Source organism: Yersinia canariae, from assembly GCF_009831415.1.
GTDB classification, from domain to species: domain Bacteria; phylum Pseudomonadota; class Gammaproteobacteria; order Enterobacterales; family Enterobacteriaceae; genus Yersinia; species Yersinia canariae.
Window position 1 is genome coordinate 2311273 of the sequence record NZ_CP043727.1, and the last position, 20607, is coordinate 2331879.

A 20607-nucleotide genomic window follows, 5' to 3' on the forward strand; every position below is an offset into this window, starting at 1 on the left:
TAGGGCTTGAGGGCGATTTCATTTACTTGATGAGACGGTCAAAATCTGATGCATCATGGCGCTCAGCTAACTGCTCTTCTGGCTCGCCCCACGTTTTATTGACGATACGCCCGCGCTGAACCGCAGGGCGTTTGGCAATAGCTTCCGTCCAACGTATCAAGTGGGTGTATGATTTCACATCCAGGAATTCACCCGCTTCATATTGCAAGCCCAATACCAGATTGCCGTACCATGGCCAGATAGCCATATCCGCAATGGAATATTCATCACCGGCAATATATTCATGTGTCGCGAGCTGGGTATTGAGCAAATCGAGCTGGCGCTTGGCCTCCATGGTGAAACGGTCGATGGCATATTCTATTTTCACTGGCGCATAGTGATAAAAATGACCAAATCCGCCGCCCAAATAAGGGGCCGCGCCCTGTAACCAGAACAGCCAATTGAGCGCTTCAGTTCTTCCTGCTAGGGATTTCGGCAAGAAATGACCAAATTTATCCGCTAAATAAAGCAAAATGGCACCAGACTCAAACACTCTGATCGGCGGGGTAGTTGAATGGTCCATCAGCGCCGGAATCTTTGAGTTCGGATTAACGGCAACAAAACCGCTCGAGAACTGATCACCGTCACTGATACGAATCAGATGGGCATCATATTCCGCCCCTTTTTCGCCCAAAGCTAACAACTCTTCCAGCAAAATAGTCACTTTCTGGCCATTCGGCGTACCCATGGAATAGAGCTGCAAGGGGTGTTTGCCTACGGGCAGGGTTGCTTCATGTCTGGCTCCCGCCGTCGGGCGGTTGATTTTGGACCAAACACCGCCGCTGGCATTGTTTTCGGTCCAGACTTTTGGTGGCTGATATTCGTTATCTTTCATCATGGATGACCTTATTTGAGAATGAATACGAACTTAATAATACTCACAGTGATTATGCCTCAATCATAAAGAATAACAGGGATAATATTTCTGTCACTCCGGCGCCCTAAAGTGAATGCCGGTCATTACTCTTGTGTGAAATTCAGAGTACGGCCATCTGCCAAATTGGCCCTCAGCGTTTGTGCCGCGATGCCGTTGAATGCACTGTCACTAAAGTTTGCAGTGAGCACTGAGCCATCACTGAATGTTGTTTGCTGCACCCAGCCAGCACGATCTAACCAGCGAAACCCTGTCAGGGCTTTATCCCACAACGCCTGATGTAAAACGCGGAAACTGGCATCCGCTTTAATCATTTCAGGTAACCTTGCTTTCAGGGTGCTTCGGCTGAGGTTGAACAATGGCGGGGTATTATACAACTGGCTAAGTAGCGCACGTGTTGTTTTGACATCGCTGAATTTGAGGTTATCAAACGTCCAGTGATGTGTGGTTATGACTGAATCATGAAAAACGGCCTGATACAGAGGCAGACGATAGCGGGGATCGAATGCGACAGTACGATAGAGTGTTTTTACTTTTGCTGGGGTGAAAAATGTGGCCGGTTGCGCGTTGGGCCACCAGGCTCCCAGATAATACGGCGACTCTTTATTATGCCGCATATCTTTGTCACCCCAGCCAAACCCCCAGGTTTCCATACCGTGGGCAAACATGATATGGCGCGCCGTAACGGCATTCCCATCTTCAGAGCCCAGCGGTAATTTGAGAGTATTGCTGAACCATGCCTGTTCCGTCGACATCAAGGAAAAGACTGTTTAGCCCGGCCAACCGAATCAATTCACGCATTCTGACCTGAGAAAAAGGCAGAACGCAGCCGGGGTTAAGATAGTAACCTTGCCCCCCGAACCCCGGTTTTTTTGTTCCATCAGCCCGTACGATCGCACATTTTTTCGTTAACTCACCGGGTAACTGAGCAGTGAGCCAGCTGTCATTGAGACCCTGAGGAATGCCGGTATCATAAGAGTCGTAGCTGGCAATCAAATAACCCGCCTCTTTGGCCCGCGTTACCGCCTGCGGGTGCAGAAAAGCAGCAGTCCAGTTATCGGTTCCCAGCCACAGACGTGATAATCCGGCCTGATGTAATGATTTAATCACCGTTTCAGACAGACCCGGCCCCCATTGTTCCGATGGTGTAAGAAAACTCCCCAGCAATTGCTGAGCCAGCTGATGCACCTTAACCGCTTGCTGTTGCTGTGCCACCAAAAATGACGGGCTGTCGGGGGAAGGACTCAGCGGAACAAGTGCCATCAATGCGCTATTAATCGCTTCCGTCAGGAACGGCTTCTGCCAGCCTTCAGGTTCACCCCTCGGTAATTGCTGTATCGTTTTTCTGGCTTCCGGAACAATATTCCGCCAGAGATCCACTCCCGCCGCAGACTGCAAAAAATGGGTAAGACCCGGCCAGTTTTTTACATCTTCCTCAGCCAATAACGTATTGCCCCACAAATAGATATGCGTTGCGCCAATCAGTTTATTTCCATCGGGAGCGGTTGCAATTTTATCGCGCAGTGAACTGAATTGACCGGTTTGTTGCAAATATTCACGGTAGCGTATGGCTCCCGACAACGGTGTGGTTCCCACATGTAACAAAACATCGAAGGGCTGCCGCTGATTAAATCGATTGAACTCATGCGAGCTTTGCATCATTAATTGCTGACCCGCCTTCGCAAAAGAAACTTGGTTGCTGAAGGGGGACAGGAGCAGCCAGCTATAGGTGCTTCCTTTTTGCTCCAGCCCCCACAAGGGCAGTTTCAAATCGAAATTAGTATCCATACTGGAAAGTTCGCTGGTCAGATAAGACAACCATTGGGCATTATCAATCGGTATTCGACTGCCTTCCCCTATAGGTAATTGCAGCATGCTAAAATCGGGGGGGAGACTGAACCAGTTGAGAGTTTGAGGACGCTCACTGCTAATGGTAAGGCGGAGGTCATTACCATTGGCTTTTGCCGTAATCCGAATACTGCGTTCCGGCCATCGCCAGTTTGCTTGTGTGGCGGAGTTTTGGAGTTCACTGACCTTTTGTGTCTGCTGAGGATTATTCACCACGACCGCGCCAGTGCTGATTTGTAGTGTGGCGGGGTCAATATTGAATTGCACTTTCCCCTGTTGCAACACTACGGCGCTGACAGGGGAGAGATGGAGCAGAGTGGCAATAAAAATCAGGCTACCGCAGAATTTTTTCATGAGAGTCTTATCAATAAAAGCAAAGAAAGGCCATTCATTAATGTACTACGTAAAAATTAAACCCCCCTTAAACTCTGGCTAACTAATGACACCGCAACCAATACAAACGGTTAGATAGCGGCCTCTTTGACTTGCCGCTCAAGAAGATTAAGTGTCTTGGAGAGAACATTTTCTTGTTCTTTGAACCATTTATCTTTATCAGGCAAAGAAGTGGCTAGCCGCCATGACTCTTCGTCTTCCAGAGCTTCCAGCTCATGCAAAATGGCATCAATTTGCTTTCTGACTTCGTCAATTTTGTTGCGAAGCCGACCCAAGTCATCAATAAGATCACTTGCCATCAGCGGCTCAAGCCCTTGCTTCAAACTCGCCAATAAAGCATGGATTGCCGGGAAATCGCCTCGTTGACGGGCTTGATTAAGCTGAACCATCAGTTGATGTGCTTTTTCTTTAAACTCATCGGCCACTAAATCTGGATGACAAAGTCGGCTGGCTTGCCGCCACAATCGTTTAAGCTCCTGGCGCTGCTCAGACGAAAGTTTCTTATCATTATTGAGTCGCCGCTCGGCATCAGTTTGTTGTTCTTGATAACTTTCGTATTTCTCTTTTGCTTCTTCACGAGCCTTGCGTGTGGACTCGGTATTGCGGGTACAAAAACTATTTTCCAGCTCTTTTATCTCGGCCAGCAAGGCGGTAATTAATTCTGTTTGCTGCTGAATTTTGTTCCGAATTTCAATGGTTTCACTAGAGATGGTCGAAAACGCCAACCAGCGCAGTTTTAACGCGGCAAGTTCATCTATGGCTTGAGAAATATACTGTTGGCAGTGGCGATAATCACGCTCTCTGCGGCGAGTTTCCGCCTCAGCTTTACGCAAGGTACTTTCGGCCAACAGCTTGCGTAAATTGAGGATCTGTTTCATCAACGGGCCAAGGCGCACCAGATAAAGATCATTAAAATCATCCAGCAACTGAATACGCTCATTACGTTTATCAATTAAATCACTTAATTGTTGCTCCAGCGCTTTCAGCTCGAGTTTGCAAGCCGACAATTCAATATCTTGCCACTGCGTAACCCCTTGCTTGCTTCCCAGCCATGCGGAAATAGCCTCTAATGCATGGGTAAATTTCCCCTGTTCAATCGCCATGACGATAAAAACAAGCACCGCGTCCTGAGTCTCACTTTTAAGATAAGGGAGTTGATTGCGAATAATGTCGTCATCTTCAAGCTCAATACCGCTTTTAATGATCTCCAGCCGTTTAATGAGTTTTTTCATAAGTATAGGATTTATTGATAGCGTAGACAGGTTACCTACATACTAAACAACGGCTTCACTTTGTTCCAGATGAATGAGGGCAGATCTCGTCAGGAAGGTAAGATAGTTAAACCGGCATGTGCTATAAATCACATTCAACGCTCTGGCGACAAAATCTGAATGAATTAAAGGGCAGGGAGCCGCGATTTAATACTGCGGCTGAATTCTGTCTCACGACCATTAACCTAATTTAGCGTGTTTGCTGGCCTGAAACACAGCGTTAAGCTGAATAGGGTGCAAGTATGGCTTTGTGAAAATATTGAAATGGCGTTTTAAAAAACGTAAAATCCAGCCGTTAACCAAATGAAACGTGACCAAAAGTTGCCAAAATGAATAAACCAAAAGATTGTGATCGTGGGGCAACCCAATGTCACTGTCAGACTCGAAAAGAGACTCCAATCAGTTTGGGGAAAAGTGAGTGAATGCAACGACCGCAGTCTCATATCCCCGGCATGTGTTTCATTCCGCGCCTTTTAGAAACTTATTTTTCGCCCGGCTTCTGACCGTATTAGGCAATGGAATTGCCCCCATTGCATTGGCTTTTGCCGTGTTGGACATCGGCGGAACCGCCACTGATTTAGGGTTGGTGGTGGCATCGCGCTCAATTTTCAATGTGGCTTTCTTATTGATTGGTGGGGTGCTTGCCGACCGCTATTCCCGAAGTCTTGTTTTGTTGTCTTCATCGACGATTGCAGCCCTGTCCCAGGGGGTTGTTGCCTGGTTGGTGCTTGACGGAACCGCAACTGTTATGGCGTTGGCCGTGCTGGGAACCATTAATGGTGCGGCGGCGGGCATCGCGCTACCGGCATCTTCGGCAATGGTTCCTCAAACCGTCCCCGCGCATAACCTCAGGGCAGCCAACGCATTTATTCAAGTCGGCATCTATGCAGGAACAGTGATTGGGGCCTCATTGGGCGGCGTTTTGATCAGCACGATTGGGCCGGGCTGGGGATTGGCCGTCGATGCCTTAGGATTTGCGGCCTCTGCACCGCTCTATTTCTTTATTCGGACTAATCCAGCATCAGCTTTATCATCGAACACCAACATTTTGCAGGATCTGCGCGATGGTTGGAAAGAATTCATTGCTCGCTCATGGGTTTGGGCGATTGTTGCTCAGTTCACCATTATAAATGCCGCTTTCAGTGGTGTAGTGATGATTCTTGGGCCAATTGTGGCCGATGCTTCATTTGGCCGAGCGGGTTGGGGCATTATTGTTGCCGCACAAAGTATTGGTTTGATTATCGGCTCTTTTATTGCATTGCGCTGGCGTCCAAGACGCGATCTCCTGATTGGTGTGATGCTGGTTTCGCTTTGCGCTGTGCCCATCGTTCTGCTCAGTATGGTTTCTTCGGTTTTCGTTCTTATGGGGGGCTTTTTTATTGCCGGCATCGGTTTTGGGCAATTCGGTGTTGTTTGGGCAAATTCACTACAAACTCATATTCCTCCCGATAAACTCGCTCGTGTTTATGCCTACGATGCGATGGGTTCATTTGTGGCAATTCCCGTCGGAGAACTTGCTGCGGGGCCACTTGCTATGCAATATGGAAACACGCCTGTTTTACTAGCTTCAGCAATTGCCGTTGTGATAGCAACCATCGCGGCCAGTTTTGCACCCGCGATTAGGCAACTCGATAACAGGCCGACAGTGAAACCATGTAATGAGCCACTGTAGCCGAGTTAGTAGCAAAATCATGATGAGTTAAAGGGCGGGGAGTCGCCATTTTTAAACGCCGCTACGTGAATTCTGCTGACCTACGGTACTGATAAAAACACAGAATTCACGTAGCGCGATCGCGAGCAAATGATAGAGAAGGAGAGGTGATGGGCCTAAGTATGCCAATCCAAATAGCGGGTGCGTATATTAATATTCAATTTAACATAATATACATTATGCGCACCAAGGTAAAGATAGGTACTTTTTAATCCCTGCTGAATCCGGTATGCTCAAAAGATATTATCGATTTTACGGATTTGAAACGTGATTTCAGTACGCGAGCCTTCCAGATTATCCATCTTTAAATCAATTGATTATATAACCTCCGCCCGGTGCGTATTATGAACAGAACTGCATTACGCAGCTCTGCTCTGCCGTTATTGGTCGCCGGTGCCTTCTTTATGGAAAACCTTGATGGGACGGTTATTGTCACGGCGATGCCACAGATGGCCTCGGCATTTGGCGTACATCCCATTGATATGAATATCGGTATTTCTGCTTATATTCTTACCCTGACCGTATTTATTCCTGCCAGTGGCTGGATTGCCAATCGTTTTGGTGCTCGTAATATTTTTACCGCCGCTATGGTTATTTTTACATTGGCATCCGTGTTTTGCGCATTAAGTTCTAATCTCACGACATTCACTGCGGCAAGAATATTGCAAGGTATTGGCGGTGCCATGATGGTGCCCGTCGGCCGTTTGATTGTATTGCGCAATACCACCAAAGCGGATCTGATTAAAGCCATCGCGACGATTACCTGGCCGGGATTAGTCGCCCCTATTCTTGGGCCTCCCGTGGGCGGTTTTCTGACCACCTATGCTTCGTGGCATTGGATATTTATCTTAAATGTCCCGCTGGGGATCTTTGGGCTATGGTTGGCATGGCGGTTGATTCCACTGGAGCCACCGCAGAAAGTGACACCTTTCGATATGCTTGGCTTCGTGTTAACCGGTTCCGCCTGTTTTAGTCTGATGTTTGGTTTGGAGTTATTTAATCACCAAAGCCTGTCACACTGGGTTCCTTTGCTGTGTATTGCCGCAAGCCTGATGTTGGGTCTTTGGGCGGTCTATCACGCCAGACGGCAGATTTCTCCGTTAGTTGACCTGTGGGCGCTGCGAATAAAAAGTTACAGCGTCACTATTTGGAGCGGCAGTTTATACCGTATCGCTATCGGTGCCGTGCCCTTTCTATTGCCATTACTGTTTCAACTCGGGTTTGGAATGAGCGCGTTTAATGCCGGTTTATTAGTCCTGGCTGTCTTTGCTGGCAACCTGATAATGAAACCGTTTACTTCCGCTATTTTATATCGCTTCCGGTTTCGTTCGACATTACTGGTTAATGGCATACTGAATGCAGTGACTATCTTCGCGTGTGCGCTGATTACACCGGAAACACCGCATGTCCTGATTATATTGCTGTTGTTTATCAGTGGGTTAACGCGGTCAATGCAATTTACGGCGCTCAATACATTGGCTTACTCTGAAATTCCCAGCCCTAAAATGGGGGGCGCAAATACGTTTTCCAATATGATTCAGCAGCTGGCTATGGGGTTAGGGATAGCGATTGGCGCGTTAGCACTGCGGATTGCCGAATGGTTCCACCCTTATCGCGCGGGTGTTATCCCATTGGAAAATTTCCAGATAGCATTTGTGGTTATTGGGGTGGTCGCATTACTATCGATAGTGGATACATTAACACTAAGCCCCAATGCGGGTGATGAAGTGCGTAAGAGACCGTCCAAGCTGAAGTGAATGATAGGTATAGGTTATGGCGCATAGCGCCCTGCTGTATTGAAGAGTATGTTAATCATATCAATTATATTATTGGCAACGAAATACAAGGAATGCGTATGATCATTTTCGTCACAGGCGCGACCTCCGGGTTTGGTGAGGCTATTGCCCGCAAATTCATCAGCCACGGTCATCAGGTTATCGCGACGGGGCGTCGTCAAGAACGTCTGGACGCGTTAAAGACCGAGCTTGGCGAACAACTGCATATCGTGCGGTTAGATGTCCGTAATCGTGCGGCTATTCAACAAGTTATTGATGAACTCCCTGCCGAGCTGAAAAACATTGATGTGTTGGTTAATAATGCGGGGTTAGCATTAGGGTTAGAGCCGGCTCACAAAGCCAATGTTGAAGATTGGGACACGATGATTGACACCAATACCAAAGGTTTGGTGAATATGACGCGCGCTTTGCTCCCGGCAATGGTGGCACGGAGTGTCGGCCATATCATTAATATTGGCTCTACCGCCGCCAACTGGCCTTATGCCGGGGGGAATGTGTATGGAGCGACCAAAGCGTTTGTTAAACAGTTTAGTTTAGGTCTGCGCGCAGACTTGCATGGCACTCAAGTTCGGGTCACTGATATTGAGCCAGGTATGGTTGGGGGGACGGAATTCTCTGCGGTTCGTTTTAAAGGCGATGGCGATAAAGTTAATAAAACCTATGATGGCGCTAACCCATTAACACCAGAAGATGTCGCTGAAGCAGTATATTGGGTGGCAACCTTACCGGCTCGCGTGAATATCAACACATTGGAAATGATGCCAGTCAACCAATCTTTTGCCGGGTTGAGTATTCATCGCGAAAGTTAATTTGTTGAAAATATAGGCTTGTAGAAATATTGATTTGTGGAAATATGGACTTGTAGACATATAGCCAGGGGCGTTTACCGCCCCACGCTTAATTTACCCGCCACCCAGCGACAATAATTAACATCCCGGCTAGCGCCACGCCAGCACCAACCCAATCAAATACTGATAGCTTCACACCATCAACAACTCGCAGCCAAATTAAGGCCATCGCAACATAAACGCCGCCGTACGCCGCATAAACACGCCCACTGGCAGCCGGATGCAGGGTTAATAGCCAGACAAACATGGCTAAACTGGCGGCCGCGGGCAGTAATAACCAGATTGCCCCACCCTTGCGCAGCCATAAATAAGGCAAAAAACAACCCATAATCTCGGCCAATGCCGTCACAAAAAACAGTAACGATGTCTTTAACACGTCCAGATCTCTTTTATTGTAGACAATGACTTACCCCACAAATAGTCATGGGAGTTAACATTAGGTTACTCTACAGATTATCAACAAACCTGTCGCTAACTAGTCTATCTGCTATGAGCAGTGATATAATTTTTTACTGACTGATAATGACATAATGATTTTATATCACCGACTCATAAAGGACTTAAGACGATGAAAATAACTAGCCTGCCACGCCTGATGCGCGCTTTTCTGCCAGTCGCAGTGCTTGCTTTACCGCTGGCCTGGCAGACACCGGCATTGGCGCAATCGGCAACCTGTACTCAGGGCAGCACCTGTGTTTCTGTTGGTGCGAATAATGATCCCATGTCAAAAGAGCAAGCACGCCAAAACCAACAGCAATGGGATGATACCCATCGCCTGCGTAATAAAGTGAATAATCGCGTAGAAAAGAATTTTGATAAATATGATCGCGCTGAAGATGCAAAAGATAATTGTGATCGCAGCGAAAATCTCAATGCCTACTGGGAACCTAACACTGAACGTTGTCTGGATCGTTTGTCCGGTCGCCAGATTAATCCGTAATTGGCCATAATGGCTCGGATTTACTTGAGGTTATGTGAACCAGAGCTATCCTTAGCTTAGGCAAGCTATTCATCCACATAAGGATTTTATGATGAAAAAAACGCTTATTATCAGTACATTATTATTATCTCTGGCCCCTTTAGCTGCACTGGCGTCGTGTGAAAGTGTCAAGGCAGATATTACGCAAAAGATTATCAATAATGGAGTGCCTGAGTCTGGTTTTAAACTGGATATTGTCCCTAACGATCAGGTTCAACAAGCCGGTGGGCAAGTCGTTGGCCATTGTGAAAATGACACTCAGAAGATTGTTTATACCCGCATAACTGACAGCGAATAATATTTCGATTCCTATTAGGGTGTATTTTAATGCACCCTACTGTTTACCTTCATCTTTCGTCGATGTGCTCGGATTAAATTGCTTCGTATGAAACGGCCTGCCCATTTGTATTACTACCGTGCAATGCTGCGTCGGCTGATGATGGCTATCATGCTGGGCATAATGTCAGCTGTGATTGTTTGGTTATTCCATCAGGCAATGCTGGCGATTGAGTGGGTGTTATTTGCTCGAACTGACGGCAGTTTGGTTGCCGCAGCGTCTTCCATTACCGGCTGGCGGCGAGCCTTAACACCGGCATTGGGCGGGCTAGTTGCCGGCTCTCTACTGTGGATTTATCAGCGTTATCAACATCGTAAACCCAGTGCCCCCACCGATTATATGGAAGCTATCGAAACAGGTGATGGCCGATTAGATATTTCCGCCAGTCTGGTCAAATCCCTGGCGTCACTATTAGTTGTTTCCAGCGGCAGTGCCATTGGCCGAGAAGGTGCAATGGTGCTTTTGGCGGCATTATTTGCCTCTGTAATCGCGCAGCGCTACGCAAAACCCAAAGAATGGAAACTTTGGGTAGCTTGTGGTGCCGCCGCGGGGATGGCCAGTGCCTATCATGCGCCATTGGCGGGAAGTTTATTCATTGCAGAAATTCTGTTTGGGACATTAATGCTGGCGTCCCTTGGGCCGGTGGTCATTGCTGCTGTCACTGCATTACTCACCACAAACCTGTTACACGGTGGGCAAGAAACGCTTTATCAAGTTGAGGCGCTGCCCTCTCCTTGGCCAATACAGTATCTCTTGATGGCATTATTGGGGCTAATAGCCGGTTTCAGTGGGCCACTTTTTCTCAAAGGGATGTCTGCCAGTGGCCGCGCTTTCCGCTCCTTGAACCTATCACCGCCGCTACAGCTAGCCTTGGGCGGGATCATTGTCGGGCTATTATCACTCATTTTCCCCGAAGTTTGGGGGAATGGTTACAGCGTCGTGCAGTCACTATTGACCACTCCTCCGGGAGTTTTATTGATTGGGGGAATATTGATTTGCAAGCTATTGGCTGTACTGGCCAGCAGTGGTTCGGGGGCACCCGGCGGGGTGTTTACCCCAACACTGTTTGTTGGCGCGGCGTTGGGGATGTTGTGCGGCCAGATGTTTGCCTGGTGGCCCCTGTTTGGTGACAATATTGCATTATTAATGGCGTTGACGGGAATGGCGACATTGCTGGCTGCGACCACTCACGCGCCCATTATGGCCGCGCTGATGGTGTGTGAAATGACTGGCGCATATACCTTATTGCCGGGGTTACTATTATCCTGTGTTATTTCAACAACAATAGCCCGTTGGTTGCGTCCTGACTCTGTATATCACTCACGCTAAAATAGGCTGATAATAGCGTTATTCCAGAGCCAGTATTGTTGTTACAGAAAATGGTTGTTACCGACCTAATAGCTAACGCAAAAATATATTATTGAGCCATGGCTGTTAGGTCTAAATATTTTGCCAAGGGCTTTTCTTCAGGATGCGGCAGATAAGGTAATTGCCCCAATTGTGGTGCAGGTAAACGCTCGCGTAGCATTGCGATTGTTTCAGCATAATGCGCCAGTCCCGGATTAATACGATTAGCAACCCAACCTAATAATGGTAAACCATCATTGATAATAGCTTGAGCAGTTAATAAGGCATGATTAATACAGCCTAATTTAATTCCGACGACTAAAATTACCGGTAATTGTTCTTGTATCACCCAGTCAGAATAAAAGCGCTGGTCATTCATCATGACTTTCCAGCCGCCACATCCTTCGACGACAACGGTATCGGCTTTCGCTGATAATCGCTGCAATCCTTCCGTCATTTTATTGTAATTAATGAGGGTGTCTGAACAGGCATGGATAACATCCCCGGCCAACGGGTATGGGTTAACTTCCTGATAATCAAGTTCAATTGAGGATGATGCTTGTAAAATCAGTGCATCCTGGTTGCGCAGCCCATCCGGAGTTTCTTTACTCTCTGTCGCTACCGGCTTATAGCCTACAGCTGTTCTGCCATTTTGGCTTAAGGCCTGAAGTAAGGCCCGTGACACTACGGTTTTACCAACAGCTGTGTCGGTTCCCGTCACAAAAACACGCGTTAACATAACAATACTCCGCAATCTGGCCACTTCGACTCACGTCTTTCCGCCTAATATTAGCGAAATTGGTAACATGGATAAAAGTCTAGGCGATGCCGACAACAGACAGCTTGCGTTAGCGCAATGTTTTGCCGAACTGAGCGAGGTTTTTAACAGATAGCGGCCAATAATATGCGGAATACTCCCAATATACTCACTAATAATTAACTCTTAATTATTAGTGGCGCCCTATCCTTGCAATAATTTCACCAGTAAAGAGCCATTATATAATGCTTCTTTTACTAACGCCGCGCCTGGCATTGTCCCCTGATTAAAAAATGCCGTCGGCTCAACAAGAATATGTTCACTGTAAGCAGGTAGCGCTTGCTGGCGAATACAAGATGCAATAGCCGGATGCAAAATAGAAGCCGCTTTATTTAATGGAGAACCGACCAGAATCTTTTCCGGATTAAATAAATTGACCATTATGGCAATAATCCGGCCCACACTGTGGCCAACGCCCAAGATAATATCTTTGGCTAATTGGTCGCCTGCCAAAGCCGCATCACATAAAGACTCCACACTCAGTGGTGAGCCGTGTAATAACGAACTCATGGAGCCATTTAATCTTTGCTGGGCAATTTCAAGCATATTCTCAATACTGGCAACTGTCTCAAGGCAACCATGATTCCCGCAATAACAACGTTTGCCATAAGGGTCAACTTGAGTATGGCCAATCTCAACCACACTGCGGCTTCCCGCATGTAATACCCGGCCCGCAGTAATCACCCCGGCACCCACGTTATGGTCAATTACAACTTGAATCACATTCTGGCAACCGCGCGAAGCACCATATAAAGCCTCCGCCATTGTCCAGGCACAAATGTCGTGTTGCAAATAGACGGGCAATCCCGTTCGTTGCTCTAACGCCGGGCCAAGTAGCATCTCATCGACATCATAAAATGGCATTTTATGCACGATACCCGCAGGCGCATCAATGATGCCGGGCATGGTAATGGCGATGGCTGTCAGTCTTTCAAGTTTTTCCTGATGACGGATAAAAAACAGATCTACTTCGCTCAGGATGCGATTGAGTAAAGGTTCGGGATGACTATCAGGTAATGGGATTTGGTCCTCGACCACCAGTTTGCTGCTGAGGTCGCGTAGCGCGAGAGTAATCGAGCCTCGGCTGATGCGCCCCGAGACATAGTGCCAGGCTTCGGTATCAAGAACCAAACCAATTGCAGGCCGCCCACGGCTACCAACATCTTGATATTCGGTTTCTTTCACCAGATGAGCTTCGACCAATTCCCGCACAATTTTGGTGATACTGGCGGGGGCCAGTTGCGCCTTTTTAGACAGTTCAATACGCGATATCGGGCCGAATAAATCAATCAGCCGATAAACGGCCCCTGCATTGGTCTGCTTGATTTGATCAATATGCCCAGGCTGTCCATCCGTTATCACTAAACCGGCTCCTTCTGTGTCACCGAGTATTTTTCGCGCTTCTAAATAAAGATTATCGGCTATGTTGGGGCTTTTAGTATATGGCGTCAACTATTTGATTAGTTATGTGATTTACTGCACATAATCACCGATATCCTTTAACATCATGCGGGTTATTTAGCCGAAATAAGTACAAAAAACGCCCATCATAATTATTTGCTTTTCGCGGTCAAAACACCATCACCCTTTGCAGGGCGGAGTATCAGCGACCATCAGGCGAATCAATGCTTGCGCGGGCGCGGTCACGGGGCGATGTTTATGATTAACCAACCACACCTCAGTTGTGGCGCTGGCCTCCGCGAGGGGTAAATATTTCACCCCGTCCACTTTTATCCGAGTAAAGGACGCCGGCAAGATAGAAACTCCTAAACCGGAGGAGACCAAACCAACAATTGTCATCGCCTCGCCCACTTCTTGCGTGATATAGGGCGTGATACCTGCACGCGCGAGCAGCGTGAGGATTTCGTCATAAAGCGCCGTTCCCACCTCACGAGCAAAGAAAACAAAAGGTTGCTCTGCTAACGCGCTAAATTTGACACTGCCATACGGCAAGGCAGCTAACGGACTGTCTTCATGGACGACCGCAACTAAGGGTTCGCGCAGCAGCAAACGGTATTGCAATGCATCGGGCAAGCGGGTGTTGCGCATGACCCCGAGATCTAGCTGTCCATCGAGTAAAGGTTCAATTTGCTGCTTGGTATTAACTTCCTGCATTTTAATATGAACTTGCGGATGTAACTGACGAAACGCCCGCAAATTTTTCGAGACGGTACTAATAAAAGGTGCAGACGAGGTAAAGCCAATGGTCAGCTCTCCAGATTCACCACGATGTAAGCGCGCCGCTTTTTCCGATGCCGAACTCACTTGCGCGAGGATTTGGTAAGCCTCTTTTAAAAACAAGGTTCCAGCTTGAGTCAGACTGACATTACGATTATTCCGAGCCAATAGCCGAGCCCCGATTTGCTCCTCCAAAATTTGAATTTGCTGGCTCAGTGGGGGTTGAGAAATACGCAAACGCTCGGCTGCACGGCCGAAATGCAACTCTTCTGCTACCGCAATAAAATAACGTAAATGTCTGAGTTCAATACTCATCTAACTCCATTGATACTTTTAACGTCTTATTATGAATAATTAATATATTAGACAAAAAACTTAGCTATTTCTATGATCTGTTTATTGGGCCGAATAACCGCTGCGCCATTGCGCCTGCGGTGAACAAATCGTTTTTGACTGTGTTATTGATAAGGAAATACCGTGACCACCTCTTTGCGCACTCCTGATTCCGTGGTGCCAACCCCCGCAGCAAATGATGATGCCGCTGACATTATCGTGGATAAAAAAGTCACTCGCTTTACTAAAAAACCTTATATTCAACGCGGCTCGCCAGAATTCATCCGTGTTACCCTCGCCTTCTTTTCTGCTGGATTAGCCACTTTCGCGTTGCTTTATTGTGTGCAACCCATTCTGCCAATGTTATCGCAGGACTTTGCTATTTCCCCTGCGGGCAGCAGTTTATCGCTTTCGGCCGCCACCGGGATGCTGGCTTTTGGCTTGATGTTTACCGGCCCATTATCGGATGCGATTGGCCGCAAATCAGTTATGGTTGTGGCCTTGATGCTGGCGGCTATCTGTACGCTAATCTGCTCATTTATGACCAGTTGGCAGGGGATTTTGCTCATGCGCGCGTTGATTGGCTTATCCCTCAGTGGCGTTGCTGCCGTGGCGATGACTTATCTTAGTGAAGAGATTCACCCCAGTTTTGTTGCGCTCTCGATGGGGCTGTATATCAGTGGTAATTCTATCGGCGGGATGAGCGGCCGCTTAATTACTGGGGTGCTGAGCGATTTCTTTTCCTGGCGCATTGCACTGGCGGTAATTGGTTTATTTGCATTAGCCGCCGCGTGTATGTTTTGGCGTATCCTTCCGCCATCCAAACATTTCCGCCCCACCTCATTGCGCCCCAGAACACTGGCGATCAATTTCAAATTACATTGGCGAGATCCCGGTTTGCCTCTGTTGTTTGCTGAAGGTTTTTTGATCATGGGCAGCTTTGTGACTTTATTTAATTACATTGGCTATCGTTTGTTAGCGCAGCCCTATTATCTCAGTCAGGCCATCGTCGGTTTATTATCGATAGTTTATCTGACAGGCTCTTATAGCTCACCCAAAGCTGGCGCATTAACCAGCCGCTATGGCCGTGGGCCGGTATTAATGGCATCGATAGGCATGATGTTAATTGGGGTTATTATTACTGGATTCTCTCCGGTGATAACAATTCTTATCGGTATGATGGTATTTACTGCCGGTTTTTTTGCCGCGCATTCTGTTGCGAGCAGTTGGATTGGCCGCCGCGCTCGCCGTGCTAAAGCACAGGCTTCATCACTTTATCTATTTTGCTATTACGCGGGTTCCAGTGTTGCAGGAACATTAGGCGGTATTTTCTGGCTTAATTTAGGTTGGATTGGTGTGGTTTCATTTATCGCCACCCTGCTGTTGATCGCATTGTATGTTGGCCAGCGATTACGTAAATTGCCCGAAGCGGCAAGAATTTAATCTCAAATTAGCTAAATCCTGTAGGATGCTAAATTACAATTTGACGTCCTCTCTCCTGTGTACCTATTATTAATACGAACCTAACGACTCTAGGTGACAGTTGCTTGAAATATAAATTAAGTATCTAATGTATTAAGGGATTTTATTACGCGATATTTCCTTAATTTATTTAATGTCAGGAGAAAATATGACAAACCACTTTCTTACTCTTTGGGACATATTGGCGACAACGTTTTCAATTTTCTTTTTCATCGCCTACTTGCTGATTCTGTTCCAGGTCATCTCTGACCTCTTCAGGGATCATGAACTGGGTGGATTTTATAAGGCAATTTGGATCCTGTTCTTACTCTTCATCCCGCTATTAACCTCTCTCGTGTATCTTATTACCCGCGGTAAAGGTATGGCACAACGCTATCGGGCGTCAGTGCAAAAATCGGTTTCTGATACTAACGAGTATATCCGTCACGTTGCGGGTAAATCTCCAGCAGAACAGATTACTGATGCTAAAAAATTATTGGATGAAGGCACTATTACCGAAAGCGAATACCAGCAGCTAAAAGCGAAAGCGCTGTCCTGATATTCTGCTTTATCACGCAAGGCTAAATGTCACTCACCCTGGCATTTGGCCTTTTTTTATTACGATGATTCAATCGAAAAAATAATAGGCAGTGGTGCTCAGTTGCCACTGAGTTTATAATCGCTGCCTTATGTTTATTATTTGCGAGATTCAGAAATGAAACACTCTTCGCTGCGGCGTTCGCTATTATTAGCCGGTATTACACTTCCCTTAGCCCATTTTGCTTTGCCCGCTTGGGCTGGCGCTGTATCTGCAACATTAGATAAGCAACTGGCTGAACTTGAACGGGGCGCTAATGGCCGTTTAGGTATCGCGATGATTAATACTGCCAATGGCACCAAAATTCAGTATCGCGGAACTCAGCGCTTCCCATTCTGTAGCACTTTTAAGTTTATGCTGGCGGCAGCTGTTCTGGGCAAAAGCCAATCCCAGCCCAATTTGCTGGATAAACATATAAATTATCATGAGAGTGATTTGTTATCTTATGCGCCAATTACGCGTAAAAATCTTGCTCATGGCATGACGGTTGCGCAGTTATGTGCAGCAACAGTTCAATATAGTGATAACACTGCCGCGAATCTGTTAATCAAAGAGTTGGGTGGTGTAGAGGCTGTTAACCAGTTTGCTCGTAGTATTGGTGATCAGATGTTCAGATTGGACCGCTGGGAACCCGATTTAAATACTGCCGTACCCAATGATCCGCGTGATACTACGACCCCAGCGGCTATGGCGATGAGTATGAATAAACTGGTGTTGGGTGATGCATTACTCCCCGCTCAACGCAATCAACTCGCAGTATGGTTAAAAGGAAACACCACCGGCGACGCGACTATCCGCGCGGGCGCACCAAAGGATTGGGTGGTGGGCGATAAAACCGGCAGTGGCGACTACGGCACGACAAATGATATCGCCGTGCTTTGGCCAACTCAGGGAGCGCCTGTGGTTTTAGTGGTGTATTTCACGCAACGAGAAAAAGACGCGAAACCGCGCCATGATGTATTAGCCTCCGCCACCAAAATAATGTTGTCTCAGTTATCCTGATGTCCTGTGCGGGTGTTATCACCCGCCCTTTTACTGTTCATTCCTGAAGATGCTCTTCGGTCGTGCAGATCCCCGATGATTGATGGAGATTTCGAGCTTTCAGATATCTCTTTTTACTGATATAACCTTAATGTATGTTGTAACTAAAATGGCTTTATTTGAAATAATAATGAATAAATATGATTTGATAGACCGACTAAATAACCGCTTTGCTTTATTGGAAGTCGGCTTGCAGGATCTCCACCAGCAGCTTGAGGATTTACCTTTACTTGCCGCCCGTGTTTTTTCCTTGCCCGAGATAGCCAAAGGAACTGAGCATCAACCGATAAATCATATTTCCGTGCGCACAACGGTGGGGACTCAAGCACGAGATTTGGCGTTGCAGCATTATCAGCGGTTGTTTATTCATCACCAAGGCCAGAATATCAGCAGCAAAGCCGCCCTTCGCCTGCCTGGGGTGCTCTGTTTTTCAGTGACAGAGAGTCAATTAACAGCTTGCCAAAAAAGTATTCAACACATTAATCAATTAAAAACTGAGTTAGAACATATTGTTACCGTTGAGTCTGGGTTGCCGAGTGAACAACGTTTTGAGTTTATTCACACCCACTTGCATGGGTTGATAACATTAAATACCTATCGCACCATTACGCCGCTAATAAATCCCAGTTCAGTCCGTTTTGGTTGGGCTAACAAACATATTATTAAAAATGTGACTCGCGAAGAAATCCTGGCTCAGCTAAACAAAAGCCTGAATGCAGGCCGCGCGGTTCCGCCATTGACTTGTGAGCAGTGGGCGGAGATGATTAATCAAGAAATTAATGATGTGCTGCAATTGCCAGAAAAAGCCCGCTTAAAAATCAAACGGCCAGTCAAAGTGCAACCTATTGCGCGAATTTGGTATCAGGAGCAACAGAAACAAGTACAACACCCCTGCCCTATGCCATTGATTGCATTTTGCCAAATGCAGTCAGATGCTGAATTGCCTAAATTAGGTGAATTAACCGATTATGATGCCAGCCAAATTAAGCATAAATATAAGCCAGAGGCTAAGCCGCTGCGTCTGCTGGTGCCCAGATTGCATTTACATCTCGAAATAGAGGAATAAACTCACGCCGGGAACAGATCCCGGCATGAGTAGAGAGGTTCAAATGTGGGTTACTTCATGCTTCCAACCATATCTTCTGGTTTGACCCATTCATCAAATTGTTCATCAGTCAGATAGCCGAGCTTCAGCGCTGCCGCTTTAAGTGTCAGCCCTTCTTTGTGGGCTTTCTTGGCAATCTCAGCCGCTTTGTCATAACCAATATGGGTGTTTAGTGCTGTCACTAACATCAACGATTCATTCAGTAACTGCGTAATACGGTCGCGATTAGGCTCAATACCCACGGCGCAATGCTCATTAAAACCACGCATACCATCCGCCAGCAAACGAATAGATTGCAGGAAGTTATGAATAACCAGCGGGCGGAACACATTCAATTCAAAGTTACCAGACGCCCCGCCAATATTGACGGCAACATCATTCCCCATGACCTGCGCACATAACATGGTCATGGCTTCACATTGGGTCGGATTCACTTTACCCGGCATGATAGAACTGCCCGGTTCGTTTTCGGGAATAGAAATTTCCCCAATACCGCAGCGAGGGCCAGAAGATAACCAGCGCACATCGTTGGCGATTTTCATCAGTGAGGCGGCTAAACCTTTCAATGCGCCGTGACCATGAACTAATGCATCACACGTTGCTAATGCTTCGAATTTATTCGGCGCAGTGATAAAAGGTTGGTGCGACAGTGTCGCAATCTCTTTGGCGACGCGCACTGCATACTCCGGATGGGTATTCAGGCCCGTTCCGACAGCCGTGCCGCCCAGCGCTAATTCACACAGGTGGGGAATAGTGGCTTCAATATGTTGTAGATTGTGGGCCAGCATAGCCACCCAGCCGGAGATCTCTTGGCCCAGAGTCAGTGGTGTTGCATCTTGTAAGTGTGTTCGGCCAATCTTCACAATATCGCGATAGGCTTCGGCTTTATCGGCCAGCGTCTGCTGCAATACCTTCAGCTCAGGCAGTAAGTCCTGCCTTAACCCAATAACTGCGGCGACATGCATTGCGGTTGGGAATACATCATTTGAACTTTGGCTTTTATTAACATCATCATTAGGGTGAACCAGACGATGATTACCCCGCTCCCCGCCTAATAATTCACTTGCGCGGTTAGCCAGCACCTCATTCATATTCATGTTGGTTTGAGTGCCAGAACCGGTTTGCCAAATAGAAAGCGGAAACTCGCCAGCATGTTGGTCACTCAAGACTTCATCAGCCGCTCGCATGATGGCTTTCGCCCGCTCAGCGGCCAATAGCCCCAGATCCATATTAACCTGTGCGGCTGCCCGCTTGGTCAATGCCAGAGCATGAATCAGTGCGGTCGGCATTTTCTCTTGTGAAATACGGAAATGCTCCAGTGAACGCTGGGTTTGTGCGCCCCATAATTGATTTGCCGGTACATCGATAGGCCCCATTGAGTCTTTTTCACTGCGGGTGGTCACCATCACTGTCTCCTTAGCACGTAGAACAAAAGTTGAGGTATGTCATGCCAGTCGCATTGGCAGCATTACGCTTATCATGGCATATTTATCGTCACCTTTATGCGATTGATTCGCATTTCTATCATTTAGTTGCCCTTAGCTAAGGGTGAATTGCATTACCACTTGCAACCCCTCTGGCCCCATTGTTTACTAAGGGACTATTTTTATTCGGGCGATAAGTTTCGCCAA

At 47.2% G+C, this 20607-nt stretch carries 17 protein-coding genes and 1 pseudogene; 10 read left to right on the forward strand and 8 right to left on the reverse strand.

Annotated elements, in window-relative coordinates; genetic code table 11:
- Positions 1–22: 22 nt before the first annotated feature.
- The 3 genes and pseudogenes from yghU to F0T03_RS10700 all read right to left on the reverse strand — a co-directional run bounded on the left by yghU (position 23) and on the right by F0T03_RS10700 (position 4386).
- The gene (gene yghU / locus F0T03_RS10690) at positions 23–874 is read right to left on the reverse strand and encodes a glutathione-dependent disulfide-bond oxidoreductase (RefSeq protein ID WP_159680819.1); all 852 of its coding nucleotides are present in this window, start codon (positions 872–874) and stop codon (positions 23–25) included.
- 125 nt (positions 875–999) lie between these two features.
- Positions 1000–3115, reverse strand: a pseudogene (locus tag F0T03_RS21845) (glycoside hydrolase).
- Positions 3116–3225: 110 nt separating this feature from the next.
- Positions 3226–4386 carry a DNA repair protein gene (locus F0T03_RS10700; RefSeq protein ID WP_159678277.1) on the reverse strand — a complete coding sequence of 387 codons (1161 nt, stop codon included), beginning with the start codon at positions 4384–4386 and terminating at the stop codon, positions 3226–3228.
- A 457-nt stretch (positions 4387–4843) separates the two neighbouring features.
- On the opposite strand from F0T03_RS10700, the gene F0T03_RS10705 reads away from it, so the two are divergent.
- The 3 genes from F0T03_RS10705 to ydfG all read left to right on the forward strand — a co-directional run bounded on the left by F0T03_RS10705 (position 4844) and on the right by ydfG (position 8741).
- Positions 4844–6097, forward strand: coding sequence for an MFS transporter (locus tag F0T03_RS10705; RefSeq protein WP_159678279.1), 1254 nt, complete (start codon positions 4844–4846; stop codon positions 6095–6097).
- A 383-nt stretch (positions 6098–6480) separates the two neighbouring features.
- Positions 6481–7893 carry an MFS transporter gene (locus F0T03_RS10710; protein WP_145553447.1) on the forward strand — a complete coding sequence of 471 codons (1413 nt, stop codon included), beginning with the start codon at positions 6481–6483 and terminating at the stop codon, positions 7891–7893.
- Positions 7894–7991: 98 nt separating this feature from the next.
- A complete protein-coding gene (ydfG, locus tag F0T03_RS10715; RefSeq protein ID WP_162526936.1) occupies positions 7992–8741 on the forward strand; it encodes a bifunctional NADP-dependent 3-hydroxy acid dehydrogenase/3-hydroxypropionate dehydrogenase YdfG in 750 nt (249 codons plus the stop codon).
- Positions 8742–8829: 88 nt separating this feature from the next.
- On the opposite strand, the gene F0T03_RS10720 is transcribed toward ydfG, so the two are convergent.
- A complete protein-coding gene (locus F0T03_RS10720; protein ID WP_159678283.1) occupies positions 8830–9156 on the reverse strand; it encodes a YnfA family protein in 327 nt (108 codons plus the stop codon).
- A 192-nt stretch (positions 9157–9348) separates the two neighbouring features.
- Here F0T03_RS10720 and F0T03_RS10725 point away from each other — a divergent pair, with 192 nt between their 5' ends.
- From F0T03_RS10725 to clcB, 3 genes are all read left to right on the forward strand, one after another.
- Positions 9349–9720 carry a DUF1283 family protein gene (locus F0T03_RS10725; RefSeq protein ID WP_159678285.1) on the forward strand — a complete coding sequence of 124 codons (372 nt, stop codon included), beginning with the start codon at positions 9349–9351 and terminating at the stop codon, positions 9718–9720.
- A 91-nt stretch (positions 9721–9811) separates the two neighbouring features.
- Positions 9812–10057: a DUF1161 domain-containing protein gene (locus F0T03_RS10730; protein WP_145553440.1), complete on the forward strand. Its 246-nt coding sequence runs from the start codon at positions 9812–9814 to the stop codon at positions 10055–10057.
- Between the two features lie 87 nt (positions 10058–10144).
- A complete protein-coding gene (gene clcB, locus F0T03_RS10735; protein WP_159678287.1) occupies positions 10145–11425 on the forward strand; it encodes a voltage-gated ClC-type chloride channel ClcB in 1281 nt (426 codons plus the stop codon).
- An 88-nt stretch (positions 11426–11513) separates the two neighbouring features.
- Here the strand turns inward: clcB and bioD are convergent, their stop codons facing one another.
- From bioD to F0T03_RS10750, 3 genes are all read right to left on the reverse strand, one after another.
- The gene (gene bioD, locus F0T03_RS10740; RefSeq protein ID WP_145553436.1) at positions 11514–12182 is read right to left on the reverse strand and encodes a dethiobiotin synthase; all 669 of its coding nucleotides are present in this window, start codon (positions 12180–12182) and stop codon (positions 11514–11516) included.
- 222 nt (positions 12183–12404) lie between these two features.
- Positions 12405–13622, reverse strand: coding sequence for a sugar metabolism global transcriptional regulator Mlc (gene mlc / locus F0T03_RS10745; protein ID WP_159678289.1), 1218 nt, complete (start codon positions 13620–13622; stop codon positions 12405–12407).
- A 219-nt stretch (positions 13623–13841) separates the two neighbouring features.
- Complete coding sequence (locus F0T03_RS10750; RefSeq protein ID WP_145553430.1) at positions 13842–14753, reverse strand: LysR family transcriptional regulator; 912 nt, start codon at positions 14751–14753, stop codon at positions 13842–13844.
- 162 nt (positions 14754–14915) lie between these two features.
- Between F0T03_RS10750 and F0T03_RS10755 the strand changes: the two genes are divergently transcribed.
- The 4 genes from F0T03_RS10755 to tus all read left to right on the forward strand — a co-directional run bounded on the left by F0T03_RS10755 (position 14916) and on the right by tus (position 18937).
- Entirely contained in the window at positions 14916–16214 is a 1299-nt protein-coding gene (locus tag F0T03_RS10755) for an MFS transporter (protein WP_159678291.1), read from the forward strand.
- Positions 16215–16401: 187 nt separating this feature from the next.
- Positions 16402–16791 (forward strand): SHOCT domain-containing protein, encoded by a 390-nt coding sequence (locus F0T03_RS10760; protein ID WP_145553426.1) that lies wholly within the window; start codon positions 16402–16404, stop codon positions 16789–16791.
- A 156-nt stretch (positions 16792–16947) separates the two neighbouring features.
- On the forward strand, positions 16948–17832 hold the full coding sequence (blaA, locus tag F0T03_RS10765; RefSeq protein WP_159678293.1) for a class A beta-lactamase BlaA: 885 nt from the start codon (positions 16948–16950) through the stop codon (positions 17830–17832).
- 169 nt (positions 17833–18001) lie between these two features.
- Complete coding sequence (gene tus / locus F0T03_RS10770) at positions 18002–18937, forward strand: DNA replication terminus site-binding protein (RefSeq protein WP_215727478.1); 936 nt, start codon at positions 18002–18004, stop codon at positions 18935–18937.
- Between the two features lie 50 nt (positions 18938–18987).
- Here the strand turns inward: tus and fumC are convergent, their stop codons facing one another.
- On the reverse strand, positions 18988–20382 hold the full coding sequence (gene fumC, locus F0T03_RS10775; protein WP_159678297.1) for a class II fumarate hydratase: 1395 nt from the start codon (positions 20380–20382) through the stop codon (positions 18988–18990).
- Between the last annotated feature and the right edge of the window lie 225 nt (positions 20383–20607).

Excerpts from the sequence above, each read along its gene's own strand:
- yghU (WP_159680819.1), bottom strand. The coding sequence starts at position 874 with ATGAAAGATAACGAATATCAGCCACCAAAAGTCTGGACCGAAAACAAT.
- F0T03_RS10700 (WP_159678277.1), bottom strand. The coding sequence starts at position 4,386 with ATGAAAAAACTCATTAAACGGCTGGAGATCATTAAAAGCGGTATTGAG.
- F0T03_RS10710 (WP_145553447.1), top strand. The coding sequence starts at position 6,481 with ATGAACAGAACTGCATTACGCAGCTCTGCTCTGCCGTTATTGGTCGCC.
- ydfG (WP_162526936.1), top strand. The coding sequence starts at position 7,992 with ATGATCATTTTCGTCACAGGCGCGACCTCCGGGTTTGGTGAGGCTATT.
- F0T03_RS10725 (WP_159678285.1), top strand. The coding sequence starts at position 9,349 with ATGAAAATAACTAGCCTGCCACGCCTGATGCGCGCTTTTCTGCCAGTC.
- F0T03_RS10730 (WP_145553440.1), top strand. The coding sequence starts at position 9,812 with ATGAAAAAAACGCTTATTATCAGTACATTATTATTATCTCTGGCCCCT.
- clcB (WP_159678287.1), top strand. The coding sequence starts at position 10,145 with ATGAAACGGCCTGCCCATTTGTATTACTACCGTGCAATGCTGCGTCGG.
- bioD (WP_145553436.1), bottom strand. The coding sequence starts at position 12,182 with ATGTTAACGCGTGTTTTTGTGACGGGAACCGACACAGCTGTTGGTAAA.
- F0T03_RS10750 (WP_145553430.1), bottom strand. The coding sequence starts at position 14,753 with ATGAGTATTGAACTCAGACATTTACGTTATTTTATTGCGGTAGCAGAA.
- F0T03_RS10760 (WP_145553426.1), top strand. The coding sequence starts at position 16,402 with ATGACAAACCACTTTCTTACTCTTTGGGACATATTGGCGACAACGTTT.
- blaA (WP_159678293.1), top strand. The coding sequence starts at position 16,948 with ATGAAACACTCTTCGCTGCGGCGTTCGCTATTATTAGCCGGTATTACA.
- tus (WP_215727478.1), top strand. The coding sequence starts at position 18,002 with ATGAATAAATATGATTTGATAGACCGACTAAATAACCGCTTTGCTTTA.
- fumC (WP_159678297.1), bottom strand. The coding sequence starts at position 20,382 with ATGGTGACCACCCGCAGTGAAAAAGACTCAATGGGGCCTATCGATGTA.